Raw genomic sequence first — 13409 nt, forward strand, 5'->3', positions numbered from 1 at the left:
ACCAGTTAGCGGTTTAGGCAGCTGGTCAGGATTCAGATTTACTTATTCCTTCTATGTAGTGGCTTTGTAGGCATTGTGCACTCTGCAGAGAGTTTGAATGTTGCCGAAATCACTTCCTCCACCTTTGCTGAAGGCGTGAACATGGTCAAACTGCAGTTGAAATCTTGAATGGCATCTTTTTCCATCGGGATGAATATGTTCACATTGACCCTGTGACCGATGTAAAATCGCGCGCTTTACGTAGCGAGAGATGTAGCGAGAATTCTTGATGGCGAAGCTCTGCGTCGAAGATTTGCAGTGACGATCGTTGCGTGCAAAGGAGATCTTTGAAGATCGGTCTTTGCTGGTTAGATTGTTCTTGATTAGATCTTTCTTAATTGGGGTGTGAATTCCCTTTCTCTTCTCAATTTTTTCAGTGGCTGCATCTAAAGCCAGGTGCAGAAGATCATTGTAATTGGGCGAGATGTTTTCGTGAGAAATCAAAGCTTTTAGTTTTTCAAATTTAGCCAACACAGATTTTTCAACCGTAACCTGTAGCTGCGCATGGTCTTTATCCAGATATTGAATCTTATCAGTCGGTAACTCCTGAATAGGATTTATTTCAGCCAGGATCTGCTTTGCCTCTTGAGTGGTTTTACTTTTTATGGAATTTAAATACTGAGTTTTCTGCTCAATGGAAACGCTTTCTCCAGTAGCTTTTTCCTGTTTGCGAATTGAACTTTGCACCAGAGTTAAATTTGTCACGTTCACTTCGCCAGAGCATAAGGCTTCAGCTGCCTCGGGGATTGTTGAAATAATCTTCAAAGCGGAAATACGAGAGTATGCAGTTGCCTCACTATATTTAAAGCGTTTAACCAAACACTCAAATAAACTAACAAAGCCCATTTGAATATAAAGCTTCCGCTCCTGGATCTCCTGTAAATGCCAAATAAGACATTCAGCCAATTCGCGCTCCCGGCGCACCAAAAAATCAACACGTTCGATAAGTTGATGGTCGGTCATTGATTTTACATTGGTAGAGTTCATGAGCGGTCTCCTTTTTTGGGAGACAATAACATGGGTTTTTGTGTGTTGATTTTTCGCTCGAGAATTCCAATTAAGAGCAAGTAAATTGAAAGGAAGGGGCGGCCTCACGAGAGTGATTTAAGAGTTTCTGGTGAGGCTTTTGTGTGTCTGTAGGTGGGATGGTAAACAGTTGCAAAGGCCGATCACAATCGAAAGAAGTCGCTCGAAATACCCGTCAAATTATTTCTCATTACATTTGAAACAGCAACGCAAAGCTTCGCGATCAAGAGTGATCAATCAGGCAATCAGCCACCCACCCTTACTCAACGCCCAAGTGATTCAATTTCTTAACGCTAGTTTCGTATTCTGAAATCAGTTTCGCATAGATCTCTCGCACAGTCAGAATTTCATCGACCAAGCCCACGGATTGACCTGCAGTCCACACGGTTTTCCAGGTAGGCTTCACCGCAGCTTCTTCCAGAGATTTCATGCCCATCAGATGAATCAATGGCACCATGTACTTCTTGGTAAGTTTGTGGTCTTTCAAAACTTTCATCGCCCAAGGTAAGTCCGTACCCAATTTTTGCACATAGGGAGTGTTGATCACGGCGGCAGGTGTGCCCGACACGCGCGTGGTCATCACGATGTCTTCCGGTGTTGATTGGACGATGGCGTCTTTGTAGGTTTGATCGACATTGGCTTCTTTGGAAGCGATAAAGCGAGTTCCCACGCTGACACCGTCTGCGCCCAAGGCCAGGCAAGCTGCGATCATGGAGCCATGGGAAATACCACCAGCTGCAACAATCGGAATCTGCAGGCGGGTTTTCAGCCAAGGAATCAAAACCAACGGAGAGATGGGGCCCGCATGTCCACCGGCACCAGCGCCGACACCAATCACGCCATCGGCTCCCAGGTCTTCGCACTTCAGCGCGTGTTCAAGGTTTGTGACGTCACAGAAAACCTTAGCACCGTTTTTGTGCGCCTCTTCGATGACCTTTTTTGGGCTTCCCAAAGAGGTGATGAACAGATTTACGCCGTGATCAAGAGCGATCTTCAAATCATCATTTTGGCGGGTGTTGGATTTGTTCACGATGATATTGATGCCGATCGGCCTCTTGGTTTTTTCGCGCATTTCCTTCAGTGCCGCCGCGTAGTTTTCCAAAGGGCGGTAGTTCAGGGCCGGAAATGTACCGATGCCGCCGGCTTCGCTGGCTTGCGAGACGATGTCAGCGTTGCTGACCAAAAACATGGGGGCTGCGATAATCGGGTAGTCGATGCCCATCATTTCAGTGAATGGTGTTTTGATCTGTTTAAGCATGTGGTGTGACCTCGGTGTGATGAGAGTGATATATCCCTTTAGATCCTGAAGAAAGAAAGCTGACAACGCAAGCAATGGCGCAAAAAACTGCGCCTTGGGTGCCAAAGAGTTCCATAGCCATGATCGTGCACGCCAGCGGAGTCAGGGCGGCGCCGGCAAAAACCGCCACGAATCCCATTCCGCTAAGCAGTGACAGAGGCAGAGGAAGTATCCAGGCAAGAGCATTTCCCAGTGTGGCGCCTATAAAAAACAAAGGCGTGACTTCTCCGCCCTTAAAGCCCGATCCGAGTGTGACGACGGTAAAAAGTATTTTTAAAGCGAAATCATAGGGGGCCACGTGTTTTTGAAAGGCTTCAACAATCACGGGAATTCCAAGTCCCAGGTAGCGGTCTGTTTGCATGAGTGTCGCCAGAACGATTATCAGGATGCCGCCGACAAAAGTGCGAACCAGCGGATTGGATATTCCATTTTTAAAAAGTCGAACCATGTGATGCAGGCTTTTTGTGAAAAAGCGTGCGCACAAGCCAAAAGCAATTCCGGCTAAAATGGCATAACCGATATTCATCATTGTCAGGGGCGCCACTTCAGAAACTTTGTAAACAGTGTGGTGGATGCCCCACAGAGAGCAGATTCGGTCCGCGATGATTGCGGAAGCGAAGCAGGGCAGAATCCCGCGGTAACGTACTTTTCGCAAAGACAGCACTTCAAGTCCGAAGACGGCACCGGCCAGGGGTGTTCCAAAAACCGAGGCAAAGCCCGCGGAGATCCCGGCCATGAGCAGTAGCTTTCTTTCAGAGTTATCAAACTTTAGAAAGTGATTCAGTTGGTCCGAGATCGAAGCACCCATCTGTACCGCTGTACCCTCGCGACCGGCAGAGCCTCCAAAGAGGTGAGTGACCAGGGTTCCGAACAAGACCAGCGGCGCCATTCTAAGGGGTACGACCTGCTTGGGATTGTGAATTTCATCAAGTATCAGATTGTTGCCAGCTTCGGTGCCTTTGCCATGGCGATGGTAAAGCCAGGCAATAAGCATCCCTGCGACGGGCAGCAGAAACAAAAGCCAAGGGTGATCAATTCGAGTTTGAGTTACAAGATCCAGGGCGGCCAAGAAGGCTGCGGTAGCTGATCCTGCCAGCAGACCGACAATGAGGGAGATGGCGGACCATCGCAGTGTGAATCTGAGCAAAAAAAATCCTCCTCGATACCAATCAGCATACGAGGAGGATTGTGAAGGGCAAGAACTTTTTCTTCCCTATTATGGTTTCAAATAACGACTGATCAAAGTGTAAACTTCTTTTTTGATCTCGGTTTCTCTTTCAGGTGCTTGTGAGCCCAAAAGACTTAGCTGTAGGATATTGTTGAAACTGCTCACGATGAACAGGGCGATCATTTCGCGATCACGGCCTGGAATTTGAGGCAGATGTTTCAATACCGCTTTTTGATAGTGTTCAAAGAACACACGGCGAGTTTCCCAGTAATCCAGCATGCCCTGAACGCCTTGCAAAGCTGTTCTCAGCGGACGATTGTCGTGAAAGCGCGTGAATCCAATATCAATAAAAGCGTGGATTTTTGAATCCAGATCCGTCGACGTCAGTTTGGCAAGATCCTCTTCAATAATAACCAGGTCTTTTTGCAGAAGATCATCGATCACTGCCGCGACAATGGCTTCCTTGTTCGCAAAAAACTGATAAAGAGAACCAATACTCACACCGGCCATCTCTGCAATCTTATCGGTTGTGATTGCATGATAGGGTTCTTGCACCAACAGTCTGGCGCAGGATTCAACAATACTTGCCACAGTTTCTTTCGAGCGTTTTTGCACCGGAATTTTCAGCATATATTTTTTGTCCGGATTGTTGTGGCTGATAGGACTTGCACCCATGTTTTCCTCCTTGTTGAGGTTTATTAATTAATCTCAGGTTCATATTCGGTCATGACCCTCGGATATTCAATACCAGTTGGTTAAGTATTAATAAGCGATACCTAGGATTTACTCCGGGGTACATGTGAGAAATTTTTCCGAACCATTGTCTTACTCTGATACTAGACCTAAAAGCTTCTTGTTTATTACTTGGTCGCAATAAAACCATCCAAAAACGATCTTTTTACGAGTTTTTCACGGAAAATTTGGCCAATTTATTCACGAATTCCATGAGTTTCCATGGGATTAATTTAGGAGCCTTCTTACATTTCTGTAATCAAGAGTGTTTGATGCATTCACGAGCATCGTGAGAACACGCGTGTTCACCATGCTGAGTCATTAGGCAAATGGCCTAGCGGCTCACATTTACAAAATTCAAGAAAATATGATCGGCGTCATCCTAGGTATTAGAGAGTTGGTAGGATAATATAAGCAGTTCAGGAGGAGGTCTTTCCATGAACGGGAAATTAAAACTCAGCGTCTGTGTTCGTGATCACCAAAATCAGGTTTTGGAGCAAAACGAAAATTCCAAAGAAACTTGTGGCGATAGAGTTGGCAGTGTTTGCCACAACTCCACGTGTTCGGATTTGTGCAAGCAAGTTACGGAAATGGCGCCGCTTCAGGACGGTATGAGTGTTTTTAAAAACCAGAATATCGACGATCATTATGTTGATGTGATGATGGTTAAAAACGGACAGAACGTAACTACAGTCCTGCATCAACTGACTGATGATAATACGAAAGCAGTCAAACATGCTGAATATCTGGTGGGACGCGGACTGACTCCCAGTGAAGTGCGCATCATTCAAATGGTGGCGAGCGGTCAGACCAATCAGGAGATTGCAAAGCAGCTGTTTATCTCCAAAGCGACTCTTAAGACTCATCTCAACAATGCCTACAAGAAATTACCTGCAGGCATGCGTCCTCAATCAGGTCGTGTCAGCTAAGGTGCTGGCGTGTCGGTAAAACGATCCTCAGGGTGATCGTAGAAGTGTCTGGTGATGACATACACCGGGCACTCGGCCTTGCGGATCACGTTTCTGGTAAAGCTTCCCAATAGGGCAGAACTCATCGGCCCACTCTGCGCTTCCATCACAATCATTCCGGAATTTAACTGGGAGACGGCTTCAAGGATCGCCTCGTCAACAGACTTATAAGAGCTGTCGATTTGATATTGGGCTGTGACGCCCTCTTTCTGTGCCCAGGTGATCCAGTGGTGAGCTCTTTGCGATTGATACTCCACCTGTTGCTCGACGATTTGTTCCAGCGTCAGCATCTTGCCCTTGAAATTATAAATCTTAGGGCGAGTGTCCATCTCGAAAAGACTCTCGATGGGGCGGGCAATACAGTGAAACAAAGTCACTTCGGCGTTCAGCATTTTTGCCAGATTAAGGACGTGGCGGAAATTCTCTTTTGAGTGATCTCCAAATTCAGTTGGAAACAAAATACTTGAAACTGGTTTGCCAGTCGCGTGGGTTCCGACCACCATCACCGGGACGGCGGATTCCAGGAGCAGGCTTTCGGCAAAACTTCCCAGTAAGAATCTTTGAAAGCCCTGGCGGCCGTGATTGCCGACAACAATCATCTCGGCGTGGATTCGTTCTGCAAAATGAGTCAGGGTTTCGGCGGCTCCGGCATGGGACTGGGAGGCGTGTGGGATCACTTTGGGTTCCAAGAGGAACGGCAGATCATAGTCCTCAAGAACCTCTTTAAACAAAGCCTCGGCGGTTCTGGAGTGATCAGTCACCCAAGTGGGCACTTCATAGCTGGGCAGGACGATTTCGTTTTCACGAAGCAAATAAACCGGAAGAATGTCAGCTCCGGTGTTTTCATGCAAACGAGTGAGGTAGGTCGCCATTTTCTGATTGAGTTCTTTGTTGTCTTCAAAGGCATCCATGGCCCAGATAATCGTCATTGCGTCCCTCCTGGAAGCTTAAAACTCGTGCTTTCTTATTATTGCGCACGATAAGCACCGGGGACGGCAAGACCTGCCAAGGTGGTTGTGTGAGGATACAAAAAAGGCCCACCAGAGGTGAGCCTTTAAAGCTTTTAGTTTGTCGCCGGGTCGCCCGTGTTGATTGACGTGCCCTGTTCTTTGGCAGCTTCCTGCTCTTTTTTCAGGATGTACTTCTTGGTTGCTTCAGGAAGTTCGTTCCACATACGCAGGGACAGGAACAAGCCCATGAACGCGAATGGCAGAAGGAACAATGGCCAGTAGTGCCAGCTTTTCACCGACAAGTAACCGATTGCCAAGGACTGGATACCTGAACCCAGGTAAACGCAACCATCGACGATACCAGACGCCGTGGCAGTCATTTTTTTACCGCCGAAGTCAGCAGCAGCTGTTCCAGACATCAAGGAGTGAACCCCGATAACGGCAAGTGTGATTAGAACTGCCACACCACCCACGATGTTTGGTTCTTTGGTCAGGAACACAGACATAAGAATCAAAAGTACGATCATCAAGGCATTGTTGATTGCAGCCGGAGGGCCACGACGGGAGTTGAAGACACGGTCCGACAGCATGCCGGCCATGAAGCCACCCAGGATACCAGTCAAACACAGTAGCAAGCCCCAGTTTTTGATAAAGAATTGGGAGCCGTTGTAGAAAGACTCATCGATGCCTTTCATTTCGTGCGCGAAGACCAGATACCACTGCATGATACCGTTACGCAGAACGCCGGAAGTGAAATCCACCAATGCGATCGTGTACATGATCGGGCTGGAGAATACTTTTTTAAGAACCACAGACATTGTGATCTTAAGGTTTTCATCGTCACCGGAAGAAGCATCTGCTGTATCGAAATCACCGAAGTTTGCTTCTTTAGGAGAGTCCTTCAAAAGAACCATGTCAATCAAGGCCCAGCAGATCAAAAGGAACGCTGGAATCGTAAATACCAACCAAGTCGCATTCGTCACACCTGTGTCGATGGCGAAGATGTGCTGGATGAATCTTTGGAAAGCGGTCATCTGACCTTCGATATGAAGTTTGGAAGCTTCAACGATGGCTTGACCCCAGTCGAATGCAAAGTAAACACCGAAAGAAATCAAAGTACCAAAGATCGCACCGAAAACGCCGCGTTCACGAACGTGGAACCAGTACGCTTTGACTTTGATGATGGAAACCGCACCGTAGGATTGGAAGAACATGTTCAGGGCAAACAGGATGGAGAAAGCCACCACCATATTTGTTTTCAAACGACCCATTAGGTAAAGATAAGTCGCTCCACCCATTAGTAAGTTCATCAACGAAGAACCCAGGGTTGCGATGATGATCCCTTTTTTACCGCCGATTTTATCGACGATCGGACCGTTGATCAGGAAAGAAAGACCGTAAGTGATGGTGCCGGCAGCGAAGATGATACCGAATTGTTCCTTGGTCATCATGTCGCCCAAGGCGTTTTTGGAAACGTTCAGATTGTAACGTCCCATGTAAAGGAATGCGTAGGACATGCCCAGCGGAAACCAGTTAATAAAACGACGGATCATAAACTTACGAGAGTGACCCAACGGATTGTTGCTGAAGTAAAGGATGATTACCGCAGCAAGACACAGTCCCACTAGAAACAAAGCCATGGAAGCCTCCAAAATTTTATTTGCGGTGAGAACGTAAGCGATAAAAAAGGAATTTGCAATCGGGGGAGTGCGCTTATTCCCTTCACAATCTTTAGGATTTGGTCAATTTCACTCTCAGATGGCTATAAATTCAGCGCATCACGATATTCATAGAGAGCCTAGAGTTCACATTTGGAATTTTACCTGCAGATTTTACAGTCACCGCAGACGAGAATTCATCAAAAAGGCTCAAATCGCACTGAATGGCTGCTGCCTTCATGTATAAGCAAATCTTATGGAAGAGACAAATATTATCGTTTTGTGCTTATAGGTCTAGGTTGATAAGTTGTGTATCAGAAGGAGACAACAAGTTTGATTCTCCTCCCTCGGAAGGTCCTTGGACCCCTCTCGAACGCAGAGAGCCCTGGTCCCACATATTTTTGCCGCTTTCGCGGCGTTCGAAGTCCCACCTTACAATCCCACCTAAAACAGCCTACCGAGGGCTTGCGCGCGTCCGCATCAAGCCTTGCCGCAGCCGGTGGTTCTGCTATTCTCAGTTGCATGTCATTTAAGTATTTCCCACTCTACGAAAAGCAAAAAGATACAACTCAATATCGCAAGATTTCCTCAGATCACGTGAGCACCCAAAAAATCGGTGACCGTGAGGTTCTGGTTGTCGCACCAGAAGCATTGGAACTGATTGCGCAGGAGGCCTTGAGCGACGTGTCGCATTTGCTGCGCTCCGCCCATCTGCAAAAGCTGGAAAATATTCTTCAGGATCCGGAAGCCTCTGCCAACGACCGCTTCGTGGCAGTGGATCTTTTGAAAAATGCGATTATCGCAGCACAAATGGAGTTTCCATCCTGTCAGGACACGGGGACAGCCATTGTTGTGGGTAAAAAAGGTGAGGGTGTTTTCACTGGATTTGATGACAAAGAGTATTTGTCCAAAGGTGTTTACAATACGTACCAAAAACGCAATCTGCGCTATTCGCAAATGGCTCCAATCACTTTCTTTGATGAGAAAAACACCGGCACCAATCTGCCTGCGCAAATTGATATCTACTCTGAAAAAGGTGATGAATATCATTTCTTATTTTTGGCAAAGGGCGGTGGCTCAGCCAATAAGTCATACTTGCATCAAAAAACCAAAGCGGTTTTGAATCCGGAAGGATTTGAAAAGTTCGTGAAGGAAGTTTTGGTGTCATTGGGGACGGCGGCGTGCCCTCCGTACCATTTGGCTTTCTGCGTGGGTGGTACTTCCGCTGAGGAAACTTTGAAAATCGTCAAGTACGCTTCTGCTGGCTATTTGGATGGATTGCCAACATCAGGTTCAGAAGGTGGACGTGCCTTCCGCGATATCGAAATGGAGAAGCAGGTTGAAAAATGGGCCCGCGAATCCGGCATCGGTGCGCAGTTTGGTGGAAAATATTTTGTGCATGATGTGCGTGTGATTCGCTTGCCTCGCCATGGTGCCAGCTGCCCGATCGGGGTGGGGGTGAGTTGTTCGGCGGATCGCAATATTCGCGGCAAAATCACCAAGGAAGGTATCTTCCTTGAGCAATTGGAACTTCATCCAGAGCAATACCTGCCAAATCATCTGCAAGACACAGCAGCGGAAGCGATCAGCATTGATTTGAATCAGCCGATTGAGGAAACATTGAAAATTCTTTCTTCATTGAAAGTGGCGACTCGTGTGATGCTGAATGGTCCGATGATCGTGGCGCGCGATATTGCGCATTCCAAGCTTAAAGAAAAAGTGGATCGCGGTGAAGGTGTGCCGGATTACTTTAAGCAGTACGCGGTTTATTACGCTGGTCCTGCGAAGACTCCAAAGGGTTATGCTTCCGGTTCATTTGGTCCAACAACGTCCGAACGCATGGATCCTTACGTGGATACATTCCAAAGTCTGCGTGGTTCAATGATCATGCTGGGTAAGGGCAATCGCTCGCAGCAGGTCACAGATGCTTGTAAAAAGCACGGTGGCTTCTATCTGGGATCTATTGGTGGGCCTGCAGCACGCTTGGGCAAGGAGTGCATCACGAAAGTGGAAGTGCTGGATTTCCCAGAGTTGGGGATGGAGTCTGTCTGGAAGATCGAAGTCAAAGATTTCCCGGCCTTCATTATCGTCGATGACAAGGGGAATGACTTCTTTAAATCCTTCCTAAGAAAAGTCTAAAGGTCGAAGGTATAGACACACATTTTCCATAAAAATAAAAAAAGGCAGGATTTGATGTCCTGCCTTTTTTATTACGTGTCGTTGCTGAAGAACGTTGAACCGTTGTGTTTTAGTTGTTTCAGCAGTAACGGGATTGCACCATAGGCGAGATTCATGATGACGGGGCCGAATAGTAAGCCTGGAATTCCGAACATTATGACGGCACCGATCACGCAAGTGAAGCCTACCAGGGGATTGATTTTTTGTTCGCCCATATTGCCGGCTAAAATTGGTTTTAGGATGTTGTCGATTGTCCCAGCCAGGGTTGCGACTATCGCCATACCGATAGCAGGGCCGATACGGTCGCCAAAAAACGCCAGGATGGCCAATAGGAATCCGACAGGGGCTGCGCCGATGATTGGAATGAAAGAGACCACAAAGGTCACCGTGACGACCAACCAGAAATCACCCTCACCAAAAATCAGTCCACCAATACCAATTAAGAATGCCTGAATCACACCGATCACAAATGTTGAAAACAACGTCACCGCGCAGGCTTCCTTGGCTACTTTAATCAGATCTTCTGTGAGCTTATCATCAACCAGGCTGTAGCGAATGACGAATTCCTTGATCGGTGCGGCTTTTAGTAAAAGTGCATACAGGAATAATACGAAAACAAAAAAGTTAAATAAAATACCGGGAAGTTGCGTAACCAGTGCTGAAGAAAATTCCAAAGCCCAGCTGCCGACTTTTCCGAATACGGAAGTCAGCATGCCCTGTGCAGGAGTGACCAGATCATAGCCGGTCCACTCCGTGGCTTGTTTTAGAATATTTAATCCCGATGTCTGCAGATTCTTGAGCTGAGTCATGACGGGAGTCGCAGCAAAGTCCTGCGGCGAAGAAAGATGGACGCCGATACGGTAAGTTGCCAGGGTCAAAGGCAGCCATACCAAGGCAAGTCCCACAATTGTAAGTCCCGCCACTGTTAACCAGCGTGGTGCGCGGGACTTATTACAGATGCGATTTACGAAGTTGATTAAACCCATCGCAAAAATGCCAGCCAATAACAACGGCAACAAAAATGGCAGGTTGATGTAGGTGAAAAGACCTGCCATCAAAAGAAGGATTATCCACGTAATTAATTCGGATCGTTCTTTAAGTGCGTCAATCATGAAATAGATTAGACTTTGTTTTCGGGGGCGTTGCAAGAAAAGACACACGGGAAGTGGAGCCAACGATCTGGAGCCTTCCCGTGTAAGAAACGAACATTAAATTTAATTAAACTACGATAGAGGAAAGAAATTGAACTCCCAATTCCTGGGTGTTGGTTTCTTTATTCCATTTTGACCAGCGCACCTGACCTTCTAGGGAAACAAAATCACCTTCTTTGTTCTGATATGTCAAATTCACGAAGTCTTTGTGTTCATAAAATGGGGCCTGAATTTTCATGCAGGAGCCATGGATGGACAGGTTTTCAAAGCTGCCGCCCAGAATAGGCTGAAAGCCTTTGTTTTGGTCTCCCAAAGGAAGTTTTGAGGGACTTAGAAGACCCTTTGAGGTTGCGTGTTCGCGGCGATCCTGGCGGGATTCGACATTTTTGCCATCAAGATATTTGTGAATATTGCGAACAAGGTTGGTTTCCTCGGTCTTCCACATCACGATGAAGTCATTGTCGGCTTTTAAGCGAATGCGCATAGTGCTGGAAAGTTCGCTGACAATAAAAAAGATTTTAAGATTCTGCGTGTTTTTTTGCAAGTGACGGTAGAGTTCATAATGGCGAACTTCCAAAAAGGGCAGGAAGGCGACGATGATTTTCTCGGTTTCCGGATCCTGCTTCATCAGGTCGCGCAGTTCATACGGATTTTCGACGATTTCTGCTTTGAGTGTTTTGTCTTTCTTTAGTGCTGTTGGAATTGCGTGAATACCATTGATATAGATGTGTGCTTTCATCATCGAGCCCTCCCCAGAGCAGATTGTTGAAGTGAAGTAACGTTCTGTACAATGAGACAAAGCAATTTAAAGACCAGAGCCAATTGTAAAATAAGGGGAGGAGACGCGAAAAAGTTAGACAGCTGTCATGGTATTATATGACAGCCGGTGAATGCTAACAGGTTGAATATGAGCTGTAAATTAAGTGACCTTTTGCCCGTTTGCCCAAAAGCTTGCCGATTCCACCAGGCCTGAAAGCACCGAGTGGAAGTGAGCCTGGGTTTGCAGCTTCTGTTTTCCGAAGCGGTTTTCAAGTTCGCTCTGGATAAAGGGCACTTTGGCTGTTCCACCAGTAAGACAGACCAAGTCCACTTGCTCCGGAGTGAGCCCTGCGGAATCCAGGCAGCGATCCAGGCCTTCAAAGATTTTTTGGCGAGTTGTCATTGCCCAGTCGATGAATTGCAGCGCAGTGAATTGCTCCTTCAGCTCAAGTCCTGGGTAGTCGAATTCAAACTCGGTGCTATCAGAGGCGGAAAGGCCTCTTTTGGTTTTTTCAATCGCCTCAAAGAACGGAAAGATCTGCTGGTCTTCAAGCAGAATGAAGAGTCTTTCGATAGCGTCCTTGTCTTTGACTGTGAGGGAGCACTTTTTAACTTCTTTGATGAACTCATAAGTGTCACGTTCTTTAAGATGAACAATGTGCGCCGGGTGATTCAGTTTTTGCGAAACCGCCGGAGGCATGGTCAGAACATTGCTGCTCATGGGCAGACGATAGCGGGATTTTGCACCGAAATGCTCGCTTAGGCGGTGACTCATGAAAACAGAATCCAAAGCGTCGCCGGCCATGGGGCAGCCATCTATCGCCAGCACATCTTTGTTGTCAAAACCTTCGGCGCGCAGACGAATCAAAGTGAAATCCGAAGTTCCTCCGCCAAAGTCACCGATAAGCACGATTTTTTCAGAGGTGACTTGTTTGCGGTAATCGAACGCGGCGGCCAGTGGTTCCGGTACAAATTGAACTTCCTCGAAGCCGGCCATTTTTGCGGCTTTTTCCATGCGATGCAAAGCAAAGCCATCAGCCACCGCATCCATAGAGTAGCGCGCAGGTCGGCCAATCACAGCTTTGTTGATGTGGTGATTCAGATGTTTTTCAGCGCGTTTTTTCAGCTCCAACAAAAAGATACCGACCATGTTTTCCAAAGTGACAATGCGATTGTCGATTACGGTCCCCAGGTAGCTTTGGTTGGGGAGGTGGGATTTGAAGGAGCGAAACAAGCGGCCTTCCATGTCCTGATCGATGTATTGTTCAATTGCTTCTGAACCGTAGTAGCACAGATCAGGATTGGGGAAGTAAAGCAGTGTGCGCATTAATGTAGGGTCTGCGGACTTTGGATCCAACGGGAGTGCACCGTGGACTTTGCCCTGATGGTAGGCACCCACCAGAGAGTTGCTGGTTCCGAAATCTATAGCAAGAAACGAGTCAGACATATTGCAATCCTTCACTAAATCAGTCACCCTAAAGAA

The 13409-nt window shown here is 47.1% G+C and carries 12 protein-coding genes; 2 read left to right on the forward strand and 10 right to left on the reverse strand.

The window, feature by feature from the left end; all coding sequences use genetic code 11:
- Positions 1 to 51 precede the first annotated feature (51 nt).
- From AAAA73_RS05490 to AAAA73_RS05505, 4 genes are all read right to left on the reverse strand, one after another.
- A complete protein-coding gene (locus AAAA73_RS05490) occupies positions 52 to 1026 on the reverse strand; it encodes an HNH endonuclease (RefSeq protein ID WP_340597180.1) in 975 nt (324 codons plus the stop codon).
- 298 nt (positions 1027 to 1324) lie between these two features.
- A complete protein-coding gene (locus tag AAAA73_RS05495; RefSeq protein ID WP_340597181.1) occupies positions 1325 to 2323 on the reverse strand; it encodes an NAD(P)H-dependent flavin oxidoreductase in 999 nt (332 codons plus the stop codon).
- A complete protein-coding gene (locus tag AAAA73_RS05500; RefSeq protein ID WP_340597182.1) occupies positions 2316 to 3509 on the reverse strand; it encodes a voltage-gated chloride channel family protein in 1194 nt (397 codons plus the stop codon). Before AAAA73_RS05500 ends, AAAA73_RS05495 begins: the two co-directional genes overlap by 8 nt.
- A gap of 69 nt (positions 3510 to 3578) precedes the next feature.
- Positions 3579 to 4205 (reverse strand): TetR/AcrR family transcriptional regulator, encoded by a 627-nt coding sequence (locus AAAA73_RS05505; protein ID WP_340597183.1) that lies wholly within the window; start codon positions 4203 to 4205, stop codon positions 3579 to 3581.
- Positions 4206 to 4699: 494 nt separating this feature from the next.
- On the opposite strand from AAAA73_RS05505, the gene AAAA73_RS05510 reads away from it, so the two are divergent.
- Positions 4700 to 5191 carry a helix-turn-helix domain-containing protein gene (locus AAAA73_RS05510; RefSeq protein WP_340597184.1) on the forward strand — a complete coding sequence of 164 codons (492 nt, stop codon included), beginning with the start codon at positions 4700 to 4702 and terminating at the stop codon, positions 5189 to 5191.
- On the opposite strand, the gene AAAA73_RS05515 is transcribed toward AAAA73_RS05510, so the two are convergent.
- The 3 genes from AAAA73_RS05515 to AAAA73_RS05525 form a co-directional block, all read right to left on the reverse strand.
- A complete protein-coding gene (locus tag AAAA73_RS05515) occupies positions 5188 to 6159 on the reverse strand; it encodes a universal stress protein (protein WP_340597185.1) in 972 nt (323 codons plus the stop codon). The two genes, AAAA73_RS05510 and AAAA73_RS05515, sit on opposite strands and share 4 nt — an antisense overlap.
- A 134-nt stretch (positions 6160 to 6293) precedes the next feature.
- Positions 6294 to 7820, reverse strand: coding sequence for an MFS transporter (locus tag AAAA73_RS05520; protein WP_340597186.1), 1527 nt, complete (start codon positions 7818 to 7820; stop codon positions 6294 to 6296).
- A gap of 130 nt (positions 7821 to 7950) precedes the next feature.
- A complete protein-coding gene (locus tag AAAA73_RS05525) occupies positions 7951 to 8079 on the reverse strand; it encodes a hypothetical protein (RefSeq protein ID WP_340597187.1) in 129 nt (42 codons plus the stop codon).
- 281 nt (positions 8080 to 8360) lie between these two features.
- Here AAAA73_RS05525 and AAAA73_RS05530 point away from each other — a divergent pair, with 281 nt between their 5' ends.
- Entirely contained in the window at positions 8361 to 9977 is a 1617-nt protein-coding gene (locus AAAA73_RS05530) for a fumarate hydratase (RefSeq protein WP_340597188.1), read from the forward strand.
- Between the two features lie 71 nt (positions 9978 to 10048).
- On the opposite strand, the gene AAAA73_RS05535 is transcribed toward AAAA73_RS05530, so the two are convergent.
- From AAAA73_RS05535 to AAAA73_RS05545, 3 genes are all read right to left on the reverse strand, one after another.
- Positions 10049 to 11128 carry an AI-2E family transporter gene (locus AAAA73_RS05535; protein WP_340597189.1) on the reverse strand — a complete coding sequence of 360 codons (1080 nt, stop codon included), beginning with the start codon at positions 11126 to 11128 and terminating at the stop codon, positions 10049 to 10051.
- Between the two features lie 106 nt (positions 11129 to 11234).
- On the reverse strand, positions 11235 to 11909 hold the full coding sequence (locus tag AAAA73_RS05540; RefSeq protein ID WP_340597190.1) for a PilZ domain-containing protein: 675 nt from the start codon (positions 11907 to 11909) through the stop codon (positions 11235 to 11237).
- A 177-nt stretch (positions 11910 to 12086) separates the two neighbouring features.
- The gene (locus AAAA73_RS05545) at positions 12087 to 13373 is read right to left on the reverse strand and encodes an Hsp70 family protein (protein ID WP_340597191.1); all 1287 of its coding nucleotides are present in this window, start codon (positions 13371 to 13373) and stop codon (positions 12087 to 12089) included.
- Positions 13374 to 13409: the final 36 nt, after the last annotated feature.

The organism is Bdellovibrio sp. GT3 (assembly GCF_037996765.1).
Taxonomy (GTDB): Bacteria; Bdellovibrionota; Bdellovibrionia; order Bdellovibrionales; family Bdellovibrionaceae; genus Bdellovibrio.